The 22,016-nt window shown below is 62.4% G+C and carries 19 protein-coding genes; 11 read left to right on the top strand and 8 right to left on the bottom strand.

Annotated elements, in window-relative coordinates:
- The coding region (locus BM317_RS25055; RefSeq protein WP_139236063.1) for a non-ribosomal peptide synthetase at positions 1-3,492 on the bottom strand (3,492 nt) is incomplete at its 3' end.
- 361 nt (positions 3,493-3,853) lie between these two features.
- Between BM317_RS25055 and BM317_RS25050 the strand changes: the two genes are divergently transcribed.
- From BM317_RS25050 to BM317_RS25025, 6 genes are all read left to right on the top strand, one after another.
- Positions 3,854-4,858 carry a cupin-like domain-containing protein gene (locus BM317_RS25050; RefSeq protein WP_092174508.1) on the top strand — a complete coding sequence of 335 codons (1,005 nt, stop codon included), beginning with the start codon at positions 3,854-3,856 and terminating at the stop codon, positions 4,856-4,858.
- On the top strand, positions 4,855-6,225 hold the full coding sequence (locus tag BM317_RS25045; RefSeq protein WP_092174513.1) for an MFS transporter: 1,371 nt from the start codon (positions 4,855-4,857) through the stop codon (positions 6,223-6,225). Before BM317_RS25050 ends, BM317_RS25045 begins: the two co-directional genes overlap by 4 nt.
- Before the next feature lie 155 nt (positions 6,226-6,380).
- A complete protein-coding gene (locus tag BM317_RS25040; protein WP_060742635.1) occupies positions 6,381-6,992 on the top strand; it encodes an aspartyl/asparaginyl beta-hydroxylase domain-containing protein in 612 nt (203 codons plus the stop codon).
- Positions 6,993-7,416: 424 nt separating this feature from the next.
- Positions 7,417-9,432: a ribonucleoside triphosphate reductase gene (locus BM317_RS25035; RefSeq protein WP_092476650.1), complete on the top strand. Its 2,016-nt coding sequence runs from the start codon at positions 7,417-7,419 to the stop codon at positions 9,430-9,432.
- 31 nt (positions 9,433-9,463) lie between these two features.
- Positions 9,464-9,625, top strand: coding sequence for an anaerobic ribonucleoside-triphosphate reductase (gene nrdD, locus BM317_RS25030; RefSeq protein WP_092174522.1), 162 nt, complete (start codon positions 9,464-9,466; stop codon positions 9,623-9,625).
- Positions 9,622-10,317: an anaerobic ribonucleoside-triphosphate reductase activating protein gene (locus tag BM317_RS25025; protein ID WP_256574241.1), complete on the top strand. Its 696-nt coding sequence runs from the start codon at positions 9,622-9,624 to the stop codon at positions 10,315-10,317. Before nrdD ends, BM317_RS25025 begins: the two co-directional genes overlap by 4 nt.
- A 182-nt stretch (positions 10,318-10,499) precedes the next feature.
- Here BM317_RS25025 and BM317_RS25020 read toward each other — a convergent pair whose 3' ends face one another.
- Genes BM317_RS25020 through BM317_RS25005 form a run of 4 tightly spaced genes read right to left on the bottom strand, consistent with a single transcriptional unit; the run spans position 10,500 to position 13,609 of the window.
- Complete coding sequence (locus tag BM317_RS25020; protein ID WP_092476646.1) at positions 10,500-11,867, bottom strand: 4Fe-4S binding protein; 1,368 nt, start codon at positions 11,865-11,867, stop codon at positions 10,500-10,502.
- Complete coding sequence (locus BM317_RS25015; RefSeq protein WP_092174535.1) at positions 11,855-12,709, bottom strand: FTR1 family iron permease; 855 nt, start codon at positions 12,707-12,709, stop codon at positions 11,855-11,857. Before BM317_RS25015 ends, BM317_RS25020 begins: the two co-directional genes overlap by 13 nt.
- 22 nt (positions 12,710-12,731) lie before the next feature.
- Positions 12,732-13,076 (bottom strand): cupredoxin domain-containing protein, encoded by a 345-nt coding sequence (locus BM317_RS25010; RefSeq protein ID WP_092476643.1) that lies wholly within the window; start codon positions 13,074-13,076, stop codon positions 12,732-12,734.
- Between the two features lie 2 nt (positions 13,077-13,078).
- Positions 13,079-13,609 carry an iron transporter gene (locus tag BM317_RS25005; RefSeq protein WP_092174544.1) on the bottom strand — a complete coding sequence of 177 codons (531 nt, stop codon included), beginning with the start codon at positions 13,607-13,609 and terminating at the stop codon, positions 13,079-13,081.
- Positions 13,610-13,812: 203 nt separating this feature from the next.
- On the opposite strand from BM317_RS25005, the gene BM317_RS25000 reads away from it, so the two are divergent.
- A complete protein-coding gene (locus BM317_RS25000) occupies positions 13,813-14,040 on the top strand; it encodes a DUF3079 domain-containing protein (RefSeq protein WP_060742110.1) in 228 nt (75 codons plus the stop codon).
- Between the two features lie 144 nt (positions 14,041-14,184).
- Here the strand turns inward: BM317_RS25000 and BM317_RS24995 are convergent, their stop codons facing one another.
- The 3 genes from BM317_RS24995 to BM317_RS24985 all read right to left on the bottom strand — a co-directional run bounded on the left by BM317_RS24995 (position 14,185) and on the right by BM317_RS24985 (position 19,914).
- A complete protein-coding gene (locus BM317_RS24995; RefSeq protein ID WP_092174548.1) occupies positions 14,185-15,924 on the bottom strand; it encodes a dipeptidase in 1,740 nt (579 codons plus the stop codon).
- 303 nt (positions 15,925-16,227) lie between these two features.
- Complete coding sequence (locus BM317_RS24990; RefSeq protein WP_092174553.1) at positions 16,228-18,228, bottom strand: peptidase U32 family protein; 2,001 nt, start codon at positions 18,226-18,228, stop codon at positions 16,228-16,230.
- A 117-nt stretch (positions 18,229-18,345) separates the two neighbouring features.
- Positions 18,346-19,914 carry a sensor domain-containing diguanylate cyclase gene (locus tag BM317_RS24985; protein ID WP_092174558.1) on the bottom strand — a complete coding sequence of 523 codons (1,569 nt, stop codon included), beginning with the start codon at positions 19,912-19,914 and terminating at the stop codon, positions 18,346-18,348.
- 127 nt (positions 19,915-20,041) lie between these two features.
- On the opposite strand from BM317_RS24985, the gene BM317_RS24980 reads away from it, so the two are divergent.
- The 4 genes from BM317_RS24980 (at position 20,042) to BM317_RS24965 (ending at position 22,008) form a co-directional block, all read left to right on the top strand.
- Positions 20,042-20,500 (top strand): metallophosphoesterase family protein, encoded by a 459-nt coding sequence (locus BM317_RS24980; protein ID WP_092174563.1) that lies wholly within the window; start codon positions 20,042-20,044, stop codon positions 20,498-20,500.
- A gap of 103 nt (positions 20,501-20,603) precedes the next feature.
- Positions 20,604-21,170 carry a chalcone isomerase family protein gene (locus BM317_RS24975; RefSeq protein ID WP_092174567.1) on the top strand — a complete coding sequence of 189 codons (567 nt, stop codon included), beginning with the start codon at positions 20,604-20,606 and terminating at the stop codon, positions 21,168-21,170.
- Positions 21,167-21,706: a DUF3833 domain-containing protein gene (locus tag BM317_RS24970; protein ID WP_092174570.1), complete on the top strand. Its 540-nt coding sequence runs from the start codon at positions 21,167-21,169 to the stop codon at positions 21,704-21,706. Before BM317_RS24975 ends, BM317_RS24970 begins: the two co-directional genes overlap by 4 nt.
- Complete coding sequence (locus BM317_RS24965) at positions 21,703-22,008, top strand: DUF6482 family protein (RefSeq protein WP_092174575.1); 306 nt, start codon at positions 21,703-21,705, stop codon at positions 22,006-22,008. Before BM317_RS24970 ends, BM317_RS24965 begins: the two co-directional genes overlap by 4 nt.
- Positions 22,009-22,016 lie beyond the last annotated feature (8 nt).

The raw sequence follows: 22,016 nt of genomic DNA, 5'->3' as shown, positions 1-22,016 counted from the left end.
GGCATCCAGGGCTTGCAGGTCGTGTTCCTGCAAGGCGAAGCCGCTGTCGGTGGCGGCGAAGCGCTGGCGGACCTCGCCGTCACGGCGTTCGAAGGTGGTGCGCAGGCTTTCGTGACGGGCGACGATGCGGTCCAGGGCGCGTTGCAAGGCGTTGCGATCCAGGCTGCCGCGCAGGTGCAGGGCGGCGGGCATGTGGTAGGCCACGCTGGCGGCGTGGTCCAGTTGATCGAGGAACCACAGGCGTTGCTGGGCCAGGGACAGCGGCAACGCTTGCTCGCGGGACACCACGTCGATGGGCTGGACGTGGGAGTGCCCGGCCTGTTCCACCCGTTGGGCCAGTTCGCTCAGCGAGGTCTGGGCGAAGAGGGTGCGCAGGTCGATCTCGACGCCGAGGTCCTGGTGCAGGCGGGCCTGCAACTGCACGGTCAGCAGGGAATGGCCGCCGAGTTCGAGGAAGCCGTCGTGGCGGCCGACCTGATCCAGTTGCAGCAGGTCTTTCCAGATCTCGGCGAGGGCGATTTCAGTGTCGCCCTGGGGCGCCTCGTAGGTTTTGCTGGCCAGGGCTTCCAGGCCGGGCGCCGGCAGGGCGCGACGGTCGAGCTTGCCGTTGGCGGTCAGGGGCAGGGCATCGAGGTGGACGAAGGCGCTGGGCACCATGTATTCGGGCAGGTGCTTGAGCAGGGTGCTGCGCAGTTGTTCGGCCGGGATCGGCTCGCCGCAGACGTAGGCGACCAGGCGCTTGCCTTCCGACTGCCCGGGGTGGTCTTCCCGGGCAATGACCACCACTTCACGGACACCCGGGCACAACGCCAGGGCCGCTTCGACTTCACCGATTTCGATGCGCAAACCACGGATCTTCACTTGGAAGTCGTTGCGGCCCAAGTACTCCAGGGCACCATTGGCGAGCCAGCGGCCGAGGTCGCCGGTCTTGTACAGACGCGCGTTCGGCTCGGTGCTGAACGGATCGGCGATAAAGCGCTCGGCGCTCAATTGCGGTTGGTTCAGGTAACCCCTTGCCACGCCGATACCACCAATGTGGATTTCCCCGGCAACACCCAGCGGTTGTGGTGCGCCACGGCCATCGAGCACGTACATCTGGATATTGGCGATCGGCCGGCCGATGGGCACGCTTTCGCCAGGATCACTGGCGCGGCACTGCCAGGCCGTCACGTCGATGGCCGCTTCGGTCGGGCCATAGAGGTTATGCAGTTCGATCTCTGGCAGCTGCCGTTCGAAACGCCTTTGCAGGCTGCGGGGCAGGGCTTCGCCGCTGCACAACACGCGTCGCAGGTCAGGGAATGCCTGCCCGTCATGGTGTTCGAGGAACAGGTCGAGCATCGACGGCACGAAGTGCAACATCGTGACGCTGGCCTGGCGCATCAGCCGGGCCAGGTAGTCCGGTTCCTGATGGCCGCCCGGGCGCGCCATGACCAGTTCGGCCCCGGCCAGCAGCGGCAGGAAGAATTCCCAGACCGACACATCGAAACCGAACGGGGTCTTTTGCAGCACGCGGTCGGTGGCATCGACGCCGTATTCATCCCGGGCCCACAACAGTCGGTTGACCACGCCGAGGTGTTCATTCATCACCCCCTTGGGGGTACCGGTGGAGCCGGAGGTGTAGAGCACGTAGGCCAAGTGAGTGGGGCTCAGGCCGAGGACTTGCGGGTCCGGGTTGTGTTCGGGTTGAGCGGCCAGTTGTGCATGATCATCGAGGGCCAGCAGCGGCGCACTCGAGGCTGGCAGCAGGCCTTGCAACGCCTGGCTGGTCAGTATGGCCCGAGGGCTGCTGTCGTCGAGCATGAATGCCTGGCGAGCATTCGGCAGGTCCGGGTCGATGGGCACGTAGGCCGCCCCGGCCTTGAGAACCCCCAGCAGGGCGACGACCATGTCCGGTCCCCGCCTCAGGCTCACGGCCACTCGGTCATCCGGTTTCACGCCCAGCTCGATCAGGCGATGGGCCAACCGATTGGCCTGGCGGTTGAGTTGTTCATAGCTGAGCAACGGCCCGGTATCGCCGCGCACGGCACAGGCGTGCGGACGCTGCCGGGCTTGCTGTTCGAACAATTGATGGATCAACACATCCTGCGGATAGTCGCGGGCCGTGGCGTTGAATTCGACTTGCACGCGTTGCCGCTCGACCTGGCTCATGAGCGGGTACTGCCCCACGGGCGTTGCATGCTGCTCCAGCACTGCCTCGAGCATCGAGACGATGCGTTGTTGCAGGTGCCGGGCTTCTTCCAGGCTGAAGTAGGCGGTGTTGAAGTTGAAGTCCAGGTGGACGTCTTCGAACGGATGATAATCGCGCACGAAGATCGCCATGGGCGTCTGCTCGTAGCCGTTGTCCATGGTGATGACCGTGGACGAGGTGCCGCCGAACTGATCGTCGCCGTCCAGGCTTTCGAACGACAGTGACACGTCGAACAGCTGTCGACGCCCGGTCTGTGCCAGGCGCAGGGTGCGGTTGAGTTCGGCGATGGGGAAGCGCTGATGGCGGTAGCAGCGGCGCAGTTGCCCGCCAGCGGCGTGCATCAAGTCCAGCAGCGAGGCGTCGAAGTCGACGGGCAGGCGGATCGGACTGACCGAGGAAAACATGCCCGCGGTTTCTTTCGCCCGGGCAGTGGTGCGGTTATGCACGGGCATGCCGATGACGATTTCATCGACGCCCACGGTGCGGCAGAAATAGGTGGCGACCACGCTGATCAGCACATGGGCGACCGACAAGCTGCGTTCGCTGGAAAATTGCGTCAACGCGTTGTACAGCGCCCGGGGCAGCATCGCCTGGACCTGGGCACTGGGGGCCAGCTCATTGGCCTGGCCTGTCTTGAAATCGGCCCGGCGCTGCAGCAGCGACGGCGGCATCTGTGCGTAGGTTTCCTGCCAGAACTGGCGGTCGCGCTCATAGCGGGACGAGGCCAGGTAGGCCCGGTCATCCTCCAGGAACGACAGGTAGGAGTGCCCTTGGGCGACTTCATCGTTGCCGGCCAGCAGGGCATTGTAGGCCGTCCCCACGGCATGGCCGATCAGGGCTACGCCAATGCCGTCGGTGACCAGGTGGTGGTAGCGGGCGAGCCAGTAATGGCGGTTCGGGCCGCAGCGGACCATGCGTGCCTCCCAGAGTCGGCCCGTCAAGGATTCGAAGGGCTGCCGAAAGGCATTGCGCAGGTAGTCCATGGCCAGGCCGGCCTCGGCGTCGGCCTCGGAGAACTCCACTACCTCCATGTTTACCTTGACCTCGGGCAGCACGCGCTGGCGGCCGGTGCCGCCTTCATGACTGAAGCTCAGGCGCAGGGTGTCGTGCCGGTTGGCGACCAGCTCGATGGCTTTCTCGAACAATGCAATGTCGATCTGGCCCTTGATCTCCAAGGACATGCCGATGTTGTAGTAGGGCAGGTCCGGGTGTGCGAGCTGATCCAGCCAGATGCCCTGCTGGACGGACGCCAGCTCGTGGGACGCGGAGTCTTGGGTAGGCAACATATCGGTCGACGAATCCATTTCGGAGCACCTGCTTGCAGAATCGATTGAGGTTTGTCTCCGTTCGAATGGCAGTGGTGAAGGCCTGGACGACTGCCAGTCGGCGGAATCAATAGCCGTGGAGAAGGACATCGGGGGCGGTGCAAAGCGCTGGGGACGACGGGGCGGCGAGGGCTGCGTTGCGAGCCGTCGAGGGTCCCGTCCTGCCGTTCGGCTGCGCCTGATATCCCTTCACAAAGTGAGAAAAAATTAGAGCATCCGCCTTGGGATGTCTGTCATGGGAAGCAGGGACAACGGCGCGGAACGTGGCTTTGCGGCGCTTGGGCGTGGTCGCGCGAGTCTGTTATACCAACGGCCCTGAGTGTGCTTGCGAGGGTCGAACATGCCATTAACCGCCGAATCGGACCGCCCAGCGACGAAGTTCTGGAGCTTGTCCCGCTTTCCCAATCACCCACAGGCAGGCGCGGTCGACGTGATCGATGCGCTGGCGATTTCCAAAGAGGATTTCACCCGCCGCTACGTCAACCGCAACCGTCCCTGCCTGGTCAAGAATGCGGTACGGCATTGGCCGGCTTTCCAGAAATGGCAACGCCTGGACTACCTCAAGGCGCACTCGCGCAACAGTGCGGTGGTGGTGCGCTCGCAGATCGTTTCCGAGGTCATCGGTTGGTCCAACCCGAAGGTCAAGGCCGAGCTGACCGAGTATGCCAACACGGTCTATCGGGAAATGCCGTTCCACCAGTTTCTCGACGACCTGAACGTGGGTGATTCGCCGTTGGTGGCCGACAGCTGCCGGTTCTCCGAAGGCTCGGCCATCGAGCCGATGAAGGAGGATGTCGGTGGGTTGCCTTTCATGCCGCAGTTGGGCAAGTCCCGGCACTACCCGCCCCATCGCAGTTTCCTGTACCGCAACTCCTATACCGATTGGCACTTCCATGTCGTCGATGAAACGTTCATGGCCCAGGTCGTCGGTGCCAAGGAAGTGTTGCTGTTACCGCCGGACGAAACCAGCTGGCGGGCCTTGCGCCCGGTGATCGAAGAGGCGGGCTACCTGTACGACATCGACACCGGGCGCTTCCCTGGCACTCAAGCATTGCGAGCGCTGCGCACGGTGGTGGAGCCGGGGGATGCGCTGTACATCCCGGTCTACTGGTGGCACGCCGTGCAATCGATGGACGATGAATTCGGCGCAACCGTCGCGGCGACGTTCCCGACGCCCTTGCACGTCAGCGGCAACATCAGTTCGCCCATCGCCAGGCGGGTGTTGCGGACCTATCTGTTTTCCCGTTTTGCGCCGTTGATATTGGGCGCGGTGCTTTATTCCCTGGCCTATCGTCTGCTGGACACGTTGATCGGTGTGGTCACGCCTCGCGATGTGCGCCCATGAGCGTGGGGAGCGGCCGCCGGGGTTTTGACCTGGGGCGCGGTTTCTATTTCCTCTGGTGCGGCGAGTCGCTGGCGGTGGTGGGCACGGCGCTGATGGAATTCGCCCTGGGTGTCTGGGTGTACAACCATACCGGCTCGGCGGTGGCCTTCGCCAACGTGGTACTGGCGGCGACATTGCCGGCGGTGTTGTTCTTGCCCTTGGCGGGTGGGCTGGCCGACCGGATCAGCCACCGGGTGATCATTGTCTGTTGCGATGTGACCCTGGCGGTGCTGCTCCTTGGGGTCATGGCGCTGCTCTGGTTCGAACGCCTGGAGCCGTTGCACCTGTACATTTTCAATTGTCTGGCGTCGATTGTCGGCGCCTTTCGCAAACCGGCCTATCAGGCCGCTGTCAGTACGATTGTCGCCCCTGACAAGTTCACCCGGGCCTCGGGATTGATCAGTATCAGCAAGAACGCGTCGGCCCTGGTGGCACCGTTGTTGGCGGGGGCGATCATGGCCAGTGCCGGGTTGGTGACGATCCTGGCGGTGGACCTGCTGACCTTCTGCTCCGGCACCTTGCTGGTGATCAAGGCGTTCTCCCATGTGCGAGGGGCACCGGGTCGTCAGGACGGCGGGCCCAAAGGCACGGTGTTTGGCGGGGCGCTGGGAAATGTCGCCGCGGCGCTGAAGTTCTTTGTCGCCGAGCGGCTGATGGCCGGCCTGCTGGTCTACACCATGATGCGCACGGCGCTGCTGTCACTGGCCACCCTGATGATGACGCCGTTGCTGCTGTCGACCCTGGGCAGCCAGGCCTTGGGCATGGCCTACACCTGGGCGGCCCTGGGTGGGCTGGCGGGCGCGGGGCTGCTGATCTCGATGGGCAATCCACGTCGGTTGATGGCGCTGGTGGCGGTGGCCGATCTGTTGTTGGCGGGCTGTGTCGTCGCCTTGGGGCTGGTCTCGCAGACCTTCGCCTACTGCGCACTGGCCTTTGTCGCGATCACCATGGCGAGCATCGCCGACGCCAGCGTGAACTCGCTGTGGATGCGCAGGATCCCCGCCGGCAGCCGTGCCAGCGTGTTTGCATTGATCAGCATGTTGACCATCGCCACCACCAGCCTGGCGGTGATCGTCGGCGGTTTCCTGGTGGACCACTGGTTCCAGCCAGCGCTGATGCCCGGCGGTCTTTATGCCGACTCGATCGGACGTTGGCTGGGCGTGGGGCCGGGGCGTGGTGTGGGGTTGCTGTTCGTGGTGGCCGGCGGGTTGTTCGCGTTCCTGCCATTGAGCGTCTTGCTGTATGGACCGATGCGTCGACTGGACGAGCCCCCGGCGCCGGCGGCGGGGGCGCGGATGATCGAGACACCCCAGGTCGAGCCCCTGTAATGCCGGTCGGCCCCGGTGTACCTGATTCCCGTGACAGACAGGCCAAGCCCGGTGGGTCAACCTTGGCAGGCTCTCCTGCCGCGCCTCTTTCACCCGGCGGACAGGACTATCTGGCATCGCCAGCGGAATCGACAATCTCAATAAAAGGAGTACCTATGCGCCCGTCGTTTTATGACCCCAGCCGTTTTCCGCAACTGAAGAACCTGGCCGACAACTGGGAAGTGATCCGCGAGGAATTTCTGGCCCTCGATGCGCCAACCCTGACGATCAACCGCGTGGGCAAGCAGATCGCCGAGATCGTCGAGGAGATCGACGCTCACATGGCGGCTGGGGGAGAGTATGGCTGGCTCTGGGGATGGGGCGACGACATGGATATCATGCCGGAGTGGACCCAGTACGGCCTGGTGGCCTACGACACCCCGATCCCCTACGCCCGCGACGCCATGCCCGGGACCATCGAGCTGCTGAGCAAGATTCCCGGCATCAAGCTTTGCGCCTTGTTGCGCATGGAACCCAACGTGTTCCTCGGTACGCATTCTCATACCGGCACTTGGGAAGAAGGTCTGCTGCACATGCAATTGACCATCGACGCGCCTACCACGCAGAACTATGCCTACCTTAATGTCAATGGCAGCTTCAACCAGAGCACCAACGGTAATCTGGTGATTTTCGATGGATCCTTGGACCACTTTGCGGTCAATGCGTCCAGGGCTCACCGGACTGTGCTGTACCTTGAGTTTCATCGTGAGAAGCACATGGTGGCTTGATGTGGAACCCTGTCACCGGAAAGATTGTGGGCGGACGTTGAATCATTGGGCACCCAAGTACTCGTGTGGGAGCTGAGCTTGCTCGCGATGACGTTGGCACATTCAATCCCGATGCAAGCTGACCCACCGCTATCGCGAGCAAGCTCAACTCCCACAAGGGATTGTGGGCGGATGCAAAATCTGTGGGGCTCCAAGAACCCAGGTGGAGCGAGCTTGCTCGCGAAGGCGGCCTGTCAGCCAACCTGATTCTTCCAGCCATGCTCCAATCCCCTTGTGCGAGGCCCATTGCTCCCTTCCAGGCAGGTCGGTCGCCGCCCCCGATTCTTGATATCGATCAATTGCAACTCGATCATTTGGCCGTACTCTCCACTGCATATTGTGTTTATAGAAATTAAAAAGCCTATATGTAGTGTCTGGAGCCAAAATGCAGAGCACGTTGATCTCAGTAGGGTGTAACCGCTTGCACAAGCGCGATGGCAGTGTGGTCGCCTTTGATGCGGACAAGATCCGCCAGGCGCTGATCGCCGCCGGCAAGGCCACCGGTGAGTACGCCGAAGCCGAGGCCAAAGGGTTGCTCGAGGCGGTATTGGCGCGGCTGGAAGGGCAGACGCGGTTGAGCGTCGAGCAGATCCAGGACCGCGTCGAGCGGGTTCTGATGGACGCCGGGTATTTCCTGTCCATGCGCGCCTACATCGTCTATCGCGAACAACACGGACGCCTGCGTCGGGATCGTCGTACGCTGGTGGAAGTCGCCACTTCGATGAACGAATACCTGGATCGCGAGGACTGGCGCGTGCAGGCCAACGCCAACCAGGGCTATTCCCTCGGCGGCCTGATCCTCAACGTATCGGGCAAGGTCACCGCCAATTACTGGCTCGACGAAGTCTACAGCCAGGCCATCGGCGAGGCGCACCGCGAGGCGGACCTGCATATCCACGACCTGGACATACTCGCCGGCTATTGTGCCGGCTGGTCCTTGCGCACCCTCTTGCACGAAGGCCTCAACGGCGTGCCAGGGCGGGTAGAGGCCGGGCCGCCCAAGCACTTGAGCAGCGCCCTGGGACAGATGGTGAATTTCCTCGGCACCCTGCAAAACGAATGGGCCGGCGCCCAGGCGTTCAGCTCGTTCGACACCTACCTGGCGCCCTATGTGCGCAAGGACCGGCTCAGCTACGACCAGGTTCGCCAGTCGTTGCAGGAGTTCATCTACAACCTCAACGTGCCGTCGCGCTGGGGCACGCAAACCCCGTTCACCAACCTGACGTTCGACTGGGTCTGCCCCCAGGACCTGCGCGAACAGATCCCGGTGATCGGCGGTGAAGAAATGCCGTTCGCCTACGGTGACCTGCAAGCGGAAATGGAACTGATCAACCGCGCCTACATCGAGGTGATGCAGGCCGGCGATGCGAAAGGCCGGGTCTTCACGTTCCCGATCCCGACCTACAACATCACCCATGACTTCCCGTGGGACAGCGAGAACGCCGACCGGCTTTTCGAAATGACCGCCCGCTACGGCTTGCCGTATTTCCAGAACTTCCTCAACTCGGACATGCAACCCAACCAAGTGCGGTCGATGTGCTGCCGCCTGCAACTGGACGTGCGCGAGCTGCTCAAGCGCGGCGGCGGCCTGTTCGGTTCGGCGGAACAGACCGGTTCCCTGGGCGTGGTGACGATCAACTGCGCGCGCCTGGGCTACCTGTACAAAGGCAACACCAGCGGGCTACTGCAACGCATCGATACCCTGATGGAACTGGCGAAAGAGAGCCTGGAGGTCAAGCGCAAGGTCATCCAGCATCACATGGACGCCGGTTTGTACCCCTACACCAAGCGCTACCTCGGCACGTTGCGCAATCACTTCTCCACCATTGGCGTGAACGGCCTGCATGAAATGCTGCGCAATTTCACCGATGACCAGCAAGGCCTGCACACCGAGCAGGGCCGGGCATTCGCTTTGAAACTGCTGGATCACGTGCGGGCCACGTTGCTGCGTTTCCAGGAGGAAACCGGCCACCTCTACAACCTCGAAGCCACACCCGCCGAAGGCACCACGTACCGCTTCGCCAAGGAAGACCTCAAGCGCTACCCGGATATCCTGCAGGCTGGCAGCCCGGTCGCGCCGTACTACACCAACTCTTCGCAACTGCCGGTGGGGTTCACCGACGATCCATTCGAAGCCCTGGAGTTGCAGGATGAACTGCAATGCAAATACACCGGCGGCACCGTGTTGCACCTGTACATGGCCGAGCAGATTTCCTCGACCCAGGCCTGCAAGCAACTGGTGCGCAAGGCCCTGGGCCGTTTTCGCCTGCCGTACCTGACCATCACACCGACCTTTTCCATCTGCCCGGTGCACGGCTACCTGGCCGGCGAACACGAGTTTTGCCCCAAATGCGACGAGGCCTTGCTGCTGCAACAGCAGTTGGCAGGCAGCGTTCACTGATCCGATCCATCGACTGCAAGGAGCTTCACCCATGAATGCATCACAAAGCCTTCCACCCGCACAGCGTCAACGTTGCGAAGTCTGGACCCGGGTGATGGGATATCACCGCCCGGTGGCGGCCTTCAACCCCGGTAAGCAATCCGAGCATCGTGAGCGGGTGCACTTCACCGAACGTGCGGCCGGGCGTCCATGAGTCGAGTGCTACGGGTCGGGGGCATGGTGCCCCTGACCACCCTCGATTATCCGGGCCAACTGGCCTGTGTGCTGTTTTGCCAGGGATGTGCCTGGCGGTGTCGTTATTGTCACAACCCGCAACTGATCCCGCCGCGCGGCAGTGAGGAGGTGGAGTGGTGCCGGGTGTTGGCGTTCCTGCAACGCCGTCAGGACCTGCTCGACGCCGTGGTGTTCAGCGGCGGTGAGCCGACCTTGCAGGACGGCCTGGCGCCAGCGATGGAGGAGGTGCGGCAAATGGGGTTTCGCATCGGCCTGCACAGCGCCGGTATCAAACCGGCGGCCTTCGCCAAAGTGGTCGGCCTGGCCGACTGGGTCGGCTTCGACATCAAGGCCTTGCCCGAAGATGCCCTGGACGTGACCCGGGTCGAAGGCAGCGGCACTGCCAACTGGCGCAGCCTCGACCACCTGCTGGACAGCGGCGTTGATTATGAATGTCGCACGACGGTGCACTGGCATCTGTTCGACCCGGAGCGGTTGCTGACCCTGGCCCGACGCCTGAGCGAGCGCGGTGTCACCCGGTTTGCTGTGCAACTGGTGCGCACCGCGCGGATGCTCGATCCGCATCTTTCCAGTGTCTCGGCGCAGGCCTTGCAGCCCGAATTATGGGCCGCCATGCGCGAGTTGTTTCCCTCGTTTGTATTACGCAGTTGAACGCACGCTGGGTTGAGTGATTGCCCGCCACCCCCTGTGGGAGCGGGCTTGCTCGCGAAAGCGGTGGGTCAGCTTGCGATGATGTTGGATGTACCAACGCCTTCGCGAGCAAGCCCGCTCCCACAAGGATTTTGTGTTGAGCCCAGATGTTGAGAGCACCCGCTCCCACAGTATTTAGTGTGTCACCACCCCCAAAACTGCAACCACCAACCATACCCCACCCAACCGCTGGCCACTATCAGGCAGGCCATGGCGGGCAGTCGCTGAACGGGCGATGCCTCCATCTGCTCCAGGCGCTTCCAACCCAGCCACAGGCTCCAGGCCATCGCCGCCACCAACAACCCGGCTCGAGCCGGCTGCACCCATTCCAGCAACAGCCCTTCATAGCGCAGCAATTTGACGGTGGTGGCCGATAGACCGAGGAACAGGCCGGCACCGCCAAGGGGTGTCAGGGTGAGGGCCAGGGGCAAATATTCTGCGGGATTGCCCGCGAGTCGTGCTGCCAGGCGCATCAGCAGCATCAGCGAAGTCCCCAGCAACAGGGCACTCATGCCCAGATAACCGACGATGCAAAAGCCATCGAGCCAGCTGAAGCTGTCGTTGAGTTGCGGGTAGTGCGTCAGCAACCACCAGGGCGCGTTGTCTTGCAGCGGCCATAACAGGTCGTGTGCCACCAGCCATTGCGCCAGTGCCTGCTTCAGGGCGATGAACCAGGGGCTGACGGTCCATTGAAAGGCCCCCATGGCCAGGCCGATGACGCCGAACAACAGCAAGCGCACATCCCAGGGCGAGAGCGTGGTGGGCGTTGACTGAAGGATTTCCTGGTTGCTGGAGCGGGCGATCAGGCGCACCGCATCGCGCTGACCGCTGCAGCGACCACAGGCGTGGCAATCGGTGGCACCGCGCATTCGGCGGATGTCCAGCAAGGGCGCGCAGTTGGGTGCGGGGCGACGCGGCGCAGGGTTTTCCAGCCAGCGTTGTTCGTCTACCTGAAAGTGCATCGGTGCCAGGCGGGCGAGGAGGGCGAAGACGCCACTGACCGGGCACAGATAACGGCACCACACTCGCTTGCCCCGGGCGAACAGCAGGCCAACGATCACTGCCGCGACGGTCGAGCCACCCAGGATCAGCAGCGCCGCCTGGGCATAGTCGTAGACGCTGATGAGCTGGCCATACATCGTCGTCAGGCAGAACGCCAGGGTCGGCCAGCCGGCCCAGCGCACGCTTCTCGGCACACCCAGGCCTTTGCCGTAGCGACTGGCCCATTCACTCAAGGCGCCTTCGGGGCACAGCACGCCGCACCAGAGCCGACCGAACAAGACGATCGAGAGCAATACGAACGGCCACCACAGGCCCCAGAACAAAAACTGCGCCAGCAGCGTGAGGTTGTCGAACAGGTGCGCCTGACTGCTGGGCAATGGTAATAGGGCGGGTATCACCAGCAGCACCGCGTAGAACAGCACCACCGCCCATTGCACGGAACGAATGGTTGCGCCGTGGCGCCGCATGCCGTCGCCCAGGCGCTGGAGCCAGGGGTTCAGGTGGGGCATGGCAGGTTTTGCGCCTTGGGTGTCCGCAACCATCCTGCGACGGCCAGCCAATAGCCAAGCCATACCAGCAAGGTCAGCGCGCTGGGACTGGCGCGATACCCGGCGAAGTCGGCGAGGAATCCGCCCAGGCCATGGCCGTCGTCCAGTATCGCGCTACTGTTCCACAGTGCATCGCCAATGCCACGGTACACCGGCTCGGGCCAATCCATCGCGAGCAATTGCCCGCCGATCCGCTCGATGCCGCTAACCAGCAACGCCGCACCCAACAGCAGCAGGATCGCTTCGCTGATGGCGAAGAAACGCGGCCAGGAGATGAACCGACGACTGCCGTGGAGCAAGGAAACGCTCAACAGCGCCAGCACCAGGCCAGCGACTGCACCCACGGCGAACAGGCCCAGTGACGGCCCTTGCAAACGGGCTCCGGCGCCGTACAGGAAGACCACGGTTTCACTGCCTTCGCGGCTGACCGCCAGCAATGCCAGCACCATCAGGCCCAGGCCACCCTGACGGCTCAGGCGCTGGTCGGCTTGGCGCGACAGGACCTGTTTCAGTGTCCCCGCGTTGCGGTGCATCCAGCCGACCATTTGCACGATCAACAGACTCGCGATCAACGCCAACGAAGCCTGGAACCATTCATTGGCGCTACCACTCATGGCTTCGCCGGCCAGCAGGATCAAACCCGCCAGCACGCCCGACAACAGCAAGCCCAGGAGTGCGCCGCTCCATAGGTACCGCAACAGATGGCTGGCCTGTTGTTGCCGGCTGACCCAGGCCTGGAGGATACCGATCACCAACAACGCCTCGACGCTTTCGCGCCAGACAATAAACATCGATTGAGTCATGCAAACGCCTCCTTCTGGACGATCATTGGGCGAGAATCCCGCCCTCGGGCAGTTGCGGGTTGAATTCATCGAAAAACGGATAGTGCCCGGGGCGCAGCGGATGGATGACCACGAAGGTCGTGACGCCGGGCGAGAGCACTTTTTCGACGCGCAATGGCGTGCTTTCGAATTCCGCCGGGCCCTGGCCGACATTCTTCAGCACGATCTTGAAGCGTTTCCCGGCCGGCACTTCCAGCTGCGGCGGCGTGAAATGCCCGTCGCGCATGCTCAACTCATAGGTGGGCAGTTCGGCCTGGGCGAGCGACGGCAGCAGCAGAACGGCCAGCATCAGCCAGGCCAGGCATGACGGCCAGGATCGGCGGCTCATGCTCAGTACCCGCCTTTTTTACCGATCCCGGCGTAAACGAATTCGTAATGCAGCTCGCAACGTTCGAACCACGGCGCCACGCCGGTTTCCTTGTCGGTATGACGACCGAGGGACGCGTGGTCAGCCGGTGGCAGGACGGTGAAGGTCAATTGGTATTTGCCAGGGCCGAGCAGCTTGACGTTGTCACCGTAGTGCGGCCCGTCATTGGCGACCATGGCGTGGAAGTCGCCCTTGAGCTCGGTGTCGTTGCCTTGTTTCTTCAGCTGGAACGACACGTTGAGATAGGGTACGAAACTGCCTTCCTGAAAGCCTTGCTGGTTGTCCGCCGTGGCGCGGATGTCAGCTTCCAGGTGCACATCCGAATCTGCGGTGGCGCGCATCATGCCGGTGGGGGCCATTTCGATCGGTTGCAGGTACACCGCACCGACTTCCAGCCCCGGGCACAGTTGTGGTTCGCCGATGGGGTATTCCTTGGCTTGGGCCAGCGGTGCGAGCAACAGCAGGGTGAGGGACAACGGAGCAACGGGGCGCATGATGACTTCCTGGCTGGCTAAATGATGGCGCCGAGTCTAGGAAGCTTCGCTGCGAATAATAATGATTCTTGTCAATTTTCAGTGCGAAATTTTGCTCGGGGAGCATCTGTTGCTCTCGCGCGGCTGTTCTTGATCGGGATCAAGGGTGGCGCTGTCCCGACGGGGTAGGGTACGGGCACACCCATCTGTTATGCGGGGTCGCCATGGCAAAGCCTTTTCCCATCAGTCCCAAACATCCCGAGCGCATTTGCTGGGGTTGTGATCGTTACTGTCCGACCACTGCGTTGGCCTGTGGCAACGGTGCCGATCGAACCATGCACCCGGCCGAGATGATTGGGGACGATTGGTACCTGCATGGGGATTGGGGGCTGGAACTGGTCGACATTACCGCCAAGGTCATCGATCCAAGCGCCACTCACATGAAGGAATGAAGCAACCCTGTGGCGAGGGGATTTATCCCCGCTGGACTGCGCAGCAGTCCCACGATTTTGCGGTTGCTGCGCAACCGAGCGGGGATAAATCCCCTCGCCACATTAGAACCGGCAAACCTCACTGGCTTTCCCGAGCAGGGATATTTACAACTTCGGCAACTGCCCGATCCGCCCCATCATCTCGGTCACGATCTGCAAGTCCAACAGGAACTGCTCCACCGTCTTGAACTCGTTGTCGTTGTGGCCGGTGTATTTGACGTCGGGCATCGCCAGGCCGAATTGCACGCCGTTGGGCAGGTCATGGACCGACGTGGCGCCGGCGGAGGTGCCGTATTTGTGTTCCATGCCCAGGTTCTCACTGGCCACGGCCAACAGCGCCTTGACCCATTCACCCTCGGGGTTGCGGTACATCGGCTCGTCGATGGAATAGTCGAAGGCCACCGCGACCTGGGACTTCTTGCTCCAGGCGGCCAGTTTGTCGGCAATGTCAGTCTTGAGGGCTTGCGTGGTCTTGCCGACCGGCACCCGCAGGTTCACCGCCAGTTTGAAGGTCTTCTCATCCATCCCGACGAACGTCAGGGACGCGGTCAGCGGGCCCATGAAGGCATCGGAAAAGCCAATCCCCAGTTTGTTGCCCAGATAGTCCAGGCCCCAGTTGTCGGCGGCGTAGCGGGCGGCGTCGGTGATGTGGTTGTGTTTGAGCGCGACCTTGCCGTCCAGGCCATTGATGAAGTCCAGCATCCGCGCGACCGGGTTGACGCCTGACTCGGGCTCGGAGGAGTGGGCGGATACGCCGGTGAAGGTCAGTTCCACGTCCTTGCCGACGACCTGGGTGCCCACTTCGAAATTGCCGCCGTTGCGCTTGGCATACTCGGTAGCGGCCTTGAGCAGATCGGCGGCCAGTTCGGCAGGCTTGTCGGTGGCAAAGGTGGCCACGGACGTCGACGGGATCTGATTGGTCGCCAGGCCGCCGGTCAATGCGGTGATTTGCGCGCCCTTGCCCTGTGCGGTACGCCGGGCGAAGTTCGCCATGACGGTGCCGTAGCCTTTCTCGGCAATCACCACCGGGTAGCCGCCATCCAGCGCCAGGTTGTAGTTGGGCGTCGGGTTGCGCTCGAAATAATAGGGAATGGCGTCGCCGGTGGTTTCTTCGGTGGTGTCGACCAGCAGCTTGAAGTTGCGCGCCAGTGGCAGTTTTTCTTCCTTGATGACCTTCATGGCGTAGAGCGCCACGACGATGCCGTTCTTGTCATCTTCGGTGCCCCGGCCATACATGCGGTCGCCCACCAGGGTGACCTTGAACGGATCGAGGCGGGTGCCATCTTTCAACACCCAGTTTTGCGGCGTGACCGGCACCACGTCGGCATGGGCATGGATACCGACGACTTCGTCACCGCTGCCTTCGAGGGAAATCTCATAGACGCGGTTGTCGATGTTGCGGAAGTTCAGCTTGAACGCTTCGGCCAGGCTTTTGATCTTGTCGGCGATCTTGAGGAATTCCGGGTTCTCGTGCTGGGCTACACCGTCCTTGCGAAAGGTCGGGATGGCGACCAGTTCCTTCAGCGTCTCGGTGGCGGCTGTGCCGTATTTCACACGGGCGTAGAGGCCCAGCAGGCGATGGATTTCGTTCTGTTGGTCAGCCGACAGGGTTTTGTTGTCCTGGAAGGCGCTGATGGCCGGGCCGAGGTTCGCGGTCTTGGCGAGGTCGCTTTTGGCTACTTCTGCGAGGAACTGCCGGAAATCAGTGACGGAGGTGTCGGAGAAGGTTTTGACGAGGGTCGCGCTTTGTTGTGCAGTGATATTGGCGTTGGCCGACATCGCGAATGACGACAGGCTGGAGAGTATGAGGGTGGCAACGGCAAGACGCTTGAACGGGAAGTTCATGGTGGCAGGCATTCCTTTGCAGGGGAGAAGTGTCGTGTGATGAAACAATCACTTACAACCTAACACCATGAACCCGCGGCGGGGGAGCCCTTGAACAGAATTTGTCGCCCGGAAAAGCGAAAACGGCGCAGAAATGAAAAGTGGCGGTGGGATATTTCGGCCATTCCTCCACCGCAGATCCAGTGTGGGAGCGGGCTTGCTCGCGAAGGCGGTGGGTCAGTTACATTGATGTCGACTGTCACACCGCCTTCGCGAGCAAGCCCGCTCCCACAGGGATCTGCGCGGGTAGCAGGCCTTGCGGACTCAGTGCGGTGAGCGCGCAATTGTCTTGAGCAGGTCTTCAGGGCTGATATGGCCCACCACGGGCTGCGCCGTGCTGCCGGGCAATGGCAGGTCAAGGATGTGCCCCTTGATCTTGCCGACCACATGCATCTCGCAGGGTTTGCAGTCGAACTTCAGCGTCAGCACTTCATCGCCATGTATCAGTTGCATCGGCGCGACCTTGGTACGCACGCCGGTGACACCCTTGGCCTGCTTGGGGCAGAGGTTGAACGAGAAGCGCAGGCAGTGCTTGGTGATCATCACCGGCACTTCGCCGGTTTCCTCGTGGGCCTCGAACGCCGCATCGATCAGCTTGACCCCATGGCGATGATAGAAGTCCCGGGCCTTCTGGTTGTAGACGTTGGCCAGGAACGACAGGTGTGACTCCGGGTACACCGGCGGCGGGCTGGTCTCGGCCTTGCGGCCACCCCGTGGATGAGCCGCCACACGAGCAGCGGTCAGGGCCTCGATGGCTTCGCGGCGCAAGGCCTTGAGCTGCGAGTTGGGGATGAAGAACGCCTGGGGCGCATCCAGCTCGATGGCGGTGGCGTGGTATTCGGTGGTGCCCAGTTGGCCAAGCAGGTCGTGCAATTGCTCCAGGGCCTGTTCCGGCTTGTTGGCCAGGCCGAACGGCCCGTCCAGGACGATGCTGGCGCTGAGGCCTTCCTCGCTGGTGGCGGTCAGCTCCAGGCGCTCTTCCCGCAGGCGCGCGACCCAGGCCAGGCCGACGCGGCGCTCCGAGGAGGTCTTGAGCAACGCTTGCTGCCAGTTGTGATCCAGGTTGCGGCTCAACGGGTGGTTGGGACGCAGCTGGTGCATGCCGGCCGGCATTTCGTTGGGCTCGACGCGGTAGCGGTAGCGCTTCTGGCCGTCCTCTTCGAATTCGCCCTTGGGCTCGGCGATGTTGGCGCGGAAACCGACGACTTCGCGCTTGACCAGTACGTTGAGACCGTCGCCGTTGGACAGCGGATCGAAGGTCACCACTTGCAGGTCGCGCTTGCCGACTTTTTCCACCACGCCCACCGGCACGCCGGTAAAGGTTGGCGAATCAAAGGCACCGATGTCGATCTTGCGCTCGCTGACGAAATAGTCGGTGCTGCCACGGTGGAAGGTCTTGTCCGGGTCGGGGACGAAGAAGTGTGCGGTACGGCCGCTGGACGCGCGGGCCAGGTCCGGGCGGTCTTCGAGGACATCGTCCAGGCGCTGGCGGTAATAGGCGGTGATGTTCTTCACATAGCCCATGTCCTTGTAGCGCCCTTCGATCTTGAACGAACGTACGCCGGCTTCGACCAGGGCACGGATGTTGGCGCTCTGGTTGTTGTCTTTCATCGACAGCAGGTGTTTTTCATAGGCGACCACCCGACCCTGGTCATCCTTGAGGGTGTAGGGCAGGCGACAGGCCTGGGAGCAGTCGCCACGGTTGGCGCTGCGGCCGTTCTGGGCGTGGGAGATGTTGCACTGGCCGGAAAAGGCCACGCACAGCGCACCGTGGATGAAGAACTCGATGGCCGCTTCGGTCTCGTCGGCGATAGCACGGATTTCCTGCAGGTTCAGCTCACGGGCCAGGACCAGTTGCGAGAAACCGGCCTGGTCGAGAAACTTTGCCCGGGCCAGGGTGCGGATGTCGGTCTGGGTGCTGGCGTGCAACTCGATGGGCGGGATATCCAGCTCCATGACCCCCAGGTCCTGGACGATCAACGCGTCGACGCCGGCGTCGTACAACTGGTGGATCAGCTGGCGGGCCGGCTCCAGTTCGTTGTCGTGCAGGATGGTGTTGATGGTGGTGAACACACGGGCGTGGTAGCGGTGGGCGAACTCCACCAGCCGGGCAATATCGCCCACCTCGTTGCAGGCGTTGTGACGCGCGCCGAAACTCGGGCCACCGATGTACACGGCGTCGGCGCCATGCAGGATGGCCTCGCGGGCGATGGTCACGTCGCGGGCGGGGCTGAGCAATTCCAGATGATGTTTGGGCAAGGACATTTGTTTTTAGTCAGGCTGGTCACGGTCGAAGCGCGCATTGTAGCCGCCAGGCGCCTCGCCGGCACCTGTGGACTTGGGTTTGCACGATTCTGACCGATGCGCGGCACTCCCGCGGGTTCACCCCGGCGTCGAGTCGGCGCTGCACCAGCGGTTTCGCCCGGTGTTCTTGGCCAGGTACAAGAAGGCATCGGCGGCCCTGATCAGCATGGCCGGGGTGACGTCCTCGCCGCTCGGCTGGCAGGTGGTGATGCCCGCGCTGATGGTCACGATGCCCAAGGGATGGTCGCCATGTTCAATGTTCAAGGCCCTGACCGCTTCGAGGATTTGCTGCGCGACCTTGGTGGCGCCGGCGCTGTCGGTGTTTGGCAGCAGCACGGTGAACTCCTCACCGCCGTAGCGGACCGCCAGGTCGCCCGGCCGTTTGATGGTCTGCCTGAGTGCGGCTGCAATCGCCCGCAGGCAATCGTCCCCGGCGGCATGGCCGTATCTGTCGTTGAAACGCTTGAAGTAATCGACGTCGAGCATGATCAGGGCCAGGGACGAACCCTGGCGCCTGGCCAGGCGGATCTCATCGGCCAGGGCAATGTCCAGCCGCCTGCGGTTGCCCAGTCCGGTCAGGCTGTCGGTCAGCGCCATGTCGCGCATGGCCTGGTGGGCGCTGCGAATCTGCTTCTCCATGGCCATGCGGTAGCGCAGCTGGCTCAACACGATGAGCCCGAAGCCCACCAGGATCGCGATCAGGAAAATCAGCACCAGACCGGTCTTGAGCAGGTCGCGGCGCCAGGGCGCGATGATCGATTCGCGGGACAAGCCGGCTTCCACCACCAAGGGGTAAGTGGTCAGGGCCCGGTAGCCGTACAGGCGCTCGGTGTCGTCGACGACGGCCTTGGCTTCGGCAACCCCTTGGTTGGAGGTGGGTAAATGTTCCCTGAAAATCACGCTGTTGACGAGGCTCTTGCCAATCACCGAAGCGACGAGGGGACGTCGGACCAGGATCGTTCCGCTGCGCTTGGCCAGGACCAGCGCGCCTTTGCCATCGATTTTGAAGTCGCCGTAGTAGTCGACGAAATAGCTGACCTTCACGGTCCCCAGCAATACGCCGGCAAACGAGCCATCAGGGTTGTTCAGGCGGCGGGAAATGGGAATGATCAGGTCGTTGGTGGAGCGGCTATTGACGACGTCACCGATGCGCACGCCTTGATCCTCGTGGGTGCGGTGGTATTGGAAGTAGTCGCGGTCGGCGTTGTTCGCCATTTCCGGGATCGCCTCCTTGTCCGTCACCAGCCATTGGCCGTCCGGGCCATAGATAAACAACCCGTGCAGTTGCGGCATGATGGCAGCCTGCTGCACCAGTAGCTTATGGATGCGTGGGATGTCCATGTTCTGCAGGCCATCGCCCTCCACCCGTTCGGCGAGGGCGGCGGTGACCACATCCACTTGTCGAATGGTATCTTCAGCGTGCTGGGCCGTCGCCCGCGCCAGGTTCGTCACTGAATCCCGGGCAGATGCAAAAGCGGCACGATAGTCGCGCCACGTCCGCCAGCCTTCGACGGCCAGGAAGGCCAAAACCACCACCAGCATGAAGCTTACGGTGAGCCGCAACGCCGCTCCGGCCTGGGCGGTCTGGGGAGAGAAGGCCTCATCCGGGCTTTCGATCTTGGGCTCCGGCTGCTTGCGTCCGAGCATTGACGTATCCTTTCCATGACGGGTCTGCACTTTTCACGGCGCAGCCTATCCTATTCGAATTCAGCATGTTAGCTGACTGCGACGAGGCAGGTACGAGCGGCGACACACGATTGGGGAGAAAGGTTTCATGAAAGTCGGCGTCATTTCCGATACCCACGGCCTGTTGCGTCCCGAAGCACTTGCCGCGCTGCAAGGCTGTGAGCGGATCATTCATGCCGGCGACATCGGCAGCCCCGATATCCTGGCGCAATTGGCATGCCTCGCTCCGTTGTACGTGGTGCGGGGCAATAACGACCTGGGTGCCGAGTGGGCGGGGGAGCTTGCCGATCGCCTGCAATTCGACCTGGACGGCTGGCCAGTCCTGTTGGTGCATGACATCGCCGATGTCCAGGCTGCGCTGGACCCGGCCGTGAAGTGGGTGATCACCGGCCATTCCCACAAGCCGAGCATCGAATGGCGCGGCGAACGGCTTTACCTCAACCCCGGCAGCGCTGGTCGGCGGCGTTTCAAGCTGCCGGTGACACTGGCGTTGGTTGAGGTGGAGGCCGCAGTGATCGAGCCGCGGATCGTTCAGTTGCTGGAATGACCGGCGTGTAGCCCTCGTCTTTTCTCATTGGCATAGAAAAGCTGTACAAATACATATCTCTGTACAATTATTGGGGCGTCCTTGAGAAACCGGTGGCGTGCCCATGATCAGGTCGTTCGCGTTCAGGAAAAGCCTGGCCCGATGCATGGTTGGCCTGCTTGTGCTGTATTGCGCCCACGCCTGGTCCGATTGGCGGCTCGCACTGCCGGGCACACGGCTGGTCGGGCAGGCCGATTTCACCTGGTTCGGGTTCGAGGTGTATCAGGCGCGATTATGGAGCGCAGCCTTGCTACCCGGCCTTGAAACGGCGTTTGCCTTGGAACTCGATTACCGGCGCACCATCAGCGCGCAAACCCTGGTCGAGACCAGCCTTGCAGAAATGCAACGCATCAGGGGAGCGCCCTTGGATGCTGGGCGTCTGGATGCATGGCGAGGTCACATGCGGCAGGCCTTTGTCGACGTAAAGCCGGGAAGTCGCATTACCGGCGTCAATCTGCCGGGGCGCGGTTGTCGTTTCTATGTGAATGGGCAGCTGTCCCACGAGGTGATGGACCCGGCATTCGCCCGAGCCTTCTTCGCCATCTGGCTGGACCCGGGCACCAAGGATAAAAAACTCAGGAATCAACTGCTTGGGCTTCAAAGTTCACGTGACACAGGAGTTCAACCATGACCCGTTTTCTATTGGCGTTGCTGGTGATATTGGGTCTGACCAGTTGCGGTAATGTCGATGTCGACCACTACGCCGACCAGCAACCCCGGTTGGACCTGGAGCGTTTTTTCAGTCAGCCCGTCAAGGCCTGGGGCATTTATCAAAAACGCTCGGGTGAAGTGATCAAGCGTTTCGAGGTGGACATCTCCAGCCGCCACGAGGGGGATCGATTGATCCTGGATGAGCGTTTCCTCTACAGCGACGGCACGCGTCAGCGGCGGGTCTGGACGTTGACCCCCGAGGGGGCCGGACGCTGGCGCGGGCGTGCCGACGACGTGATCGGCGAAGCCCGGGGAGAAGTGGCCGGCAATGCACTGCGCTGGCAGTATCGGTTGAATTTGCCGGTGGACGGTTCGACCTATGAAGTGACCTTCGATGATTGGATGTACCTGATGGATGACGACACGCTGATCAACCGTTCGAGCATGAGCAAGCTGGGTGTCGAACTGGGTCAGGTCACGTTGTTTTTCCGGCGTCAGGCCGGGGGCATGCCATGACTTTGCAGGACTTGACCGACCTGGCCGTTGATGGCCGGATCCACGAACTGGAACTCTTGTCCCTGGAAGGCGGGCTCTACGTATTGCGCGCTCGGCTGGACAGCGGATGGCATACGCTGCTTGACGCATCGGACAAGACATTGCCGGTACGCTCCACCACCCACCTGCGGGAACTGCTGCGTTTCGTGCCGCGCCTGCCGTGCATGTTGGTGCAGCAGGTGGTTCATGATGAGATGTGTGGTCAGCGTGAGGGCGTCGTCGAGCCGTTGCGCATCCCGCTGTTTCTGGACGAGCCCTGGTAGCGTCTCGC

Origin of the sequence: Pseudomonas sp. NFACC24-1, assembly GCF_900115235.1 — a bacterium.
In the GTDB taxonomy this organism is placed as follows: domain Bacteria; phylum Pseudomonadota; class Gammaproteobacteria; order Pseudomonadales; family Pseudomonadaceae; genus Aquipseudomonas; species Aquipseudomonas fluorescens_AA.
Note: the sequence above shows the minus strand (reverse complement) of the source record. Positions and strands in the feature narration are given on the sequence as shown.

Excerpts from the sequence above, each read along its gene's own strand:
- BM317_RS25050 (WP_092174508.1), top strand. The coding sequence starts at position 3,854 with ATGCCATTAACCGCCGAATCGGACCGCCCAGCGACGAAGTTCTGGAGC.
- BM317_RS25045 (WP_092174513.1), top strand. The coding sequence starts at position 4,855 with ATGAGCGTGGGGAGCGGCCGCCGGGGTTTTGACCTGGGGCGCGGTTTC.
- BM317_RS25040 (WP_060742635.1), top strand. The coding sequence starts at position 6,381 with ATGCGCCCGTCGTTTTATGACCCCAGCCGTTTTCCGCAACTGAAGAAC.
- BM317_RS25035 (WP_092476650.1), top strand. The coding sequence starts at position 7,417 with ATGCAGAGCACGTTGATCTCAGTAGGGTGTAACCGCTTGCACAAGCGC.
- nrdD (WP_092174522.1), top strand. The coding sequence starts at position 9,464 with ATGAATGCATCACAAAGCCTTCCACCCGCACAGCGTCAACGTTGCGAA.
- BM317_RS25025 (WP_256574241.1), top strand. The coding sequence starts at position 9,622 with ATGAGTCGAGTGCTACGGGTCGGGGGCATGGTGCCCCTGACCACCCTC.
- BM317_RS25020 (WP_092476646.1), bottom strand. The coding sequence starts at position 11,867 with ATGCCCCACCTGAACCCCTGGCTCCAGCGCCTGGGCGACGGCATGCGG.
- BM317_RS25015 (WP_092174535.1), bottom strand. The coding sequence starts at position 12,709 with ATGACTCAATCGATGTTTATTGTCTGGCGCGAAAGCGTCGAGGCGTTG.
- BM317_RS25010 (WP_092476643.1), bottom strand. The coding sequence starts at position 13,076 with ATGAGCCGCCGATCCTGGCCGTCATGCCTGGCCTGGCTGATGCTGGCC.
- BM317_RS25005 (WP_092174544.1), bottom strand. The coding sequence starts at position 13,609 with ATGCGCCCCGTTGCTCCGTTGTCCCTCACCCTGCTGTTGCTCGCACCG.
- BM317_RS25000 (WP_060742110.1), top strand. The coding sequence starts at position 13,813 with ATGGCAAAGCCTTTTCCCATCAGTCCCAAACATCCCGAGCGCATTTGC.
- BM317_RS24995 (WP_092174548.1), bottom strand. The coding sequence starts at position 15,924 with ATGAACTTCCCGTTCAAGCGTCTTGCCGTTGCCACCCTCATACTCTCC.
- BM317_RS24990 (WP_092174553.1), bottom strand. The coding sequence starts at position 18,228 with ATGTCCTTGCCCAAACATCATCTGGAATTGCTCAGCCCCGCCCGCGAC.
- BM317_RS24985 (WP_092174558.1), bottom strand. The coding sequence starts at position 19,914 with ATGCTCGGACGCAAGCAGCCGGAGCCCAAGATCGAAAGCCCGGATGAG.
- BM317_RS24980 (WP_092174563.1), top strand. The coding sequence starts at position 20,042 with ATGAAAGTCGGCGTCATTTCCGATACCCACGGCCTGTTGCGTCCCGAA.
- BM317_RS24975 (WP_092174567.1), top strand. The coding sequence starts at position 20,604 with ATGATCAGGTCGTTCGCGTTCAGGAAAAGCCTGGCCCGATGCATGGTT.
- BM317_RS24970 (WP_092174570.1), top strand. The coding sequence starts at position 21,167 with ATGACCCGTTTTCTATTGGCGTTGCTGGTGATATTGGGTCTGACCAGT.
- BM317_RS24965 (WP_092174575.1), top strand. The coding sequence starts at position 21,703 with ATGACTTTGCAGGACTTGACCGACCTGGCCGTTGATGGCCGGATCCAC.